The 245-nt window shown below is 50.2% G+C and carries 1 pseudogene; it reads left to right on the forward strand.

The annotated features are described in order from the left end of the window. Nucleotides 1-245: pseudogene (locus ACE418_RS13560) on the forward strand (RNA-guided endonuclease TnpB family protein); the annotation flags it as partial.

A 245-nucleotide genomic window follows, 5' to 3' on the forward strand; every position in this document is an offset into this window, starting at 1 on the left:
TCGACGAACGCTATCAACATCAAGAATGGCTTCCTGACAGTGCCGATGAGCCGTGAATATATGAAACGCCATAACGGGCATCGGATTCGGATTCCTGTTCCCGACAGACTGAAGGATAAGACGATTCAAGAAGTCCGCATCTGTCCCATGTATGGCGGACGGTATTTCAAGATTCAGTATTGCTACTTACAGGACCCAGAACCGGTGAAAACCTCGCCAGACCGTGTCCTGGCTATCGACTTGGG

The organism is Megasphaera jansseni, from assembly GCF_047974155.1.
GTDB lineage: Bacteria > Bacillota > Negativicutes > Veillonellales > Megasphaeraceae > Megasphaera.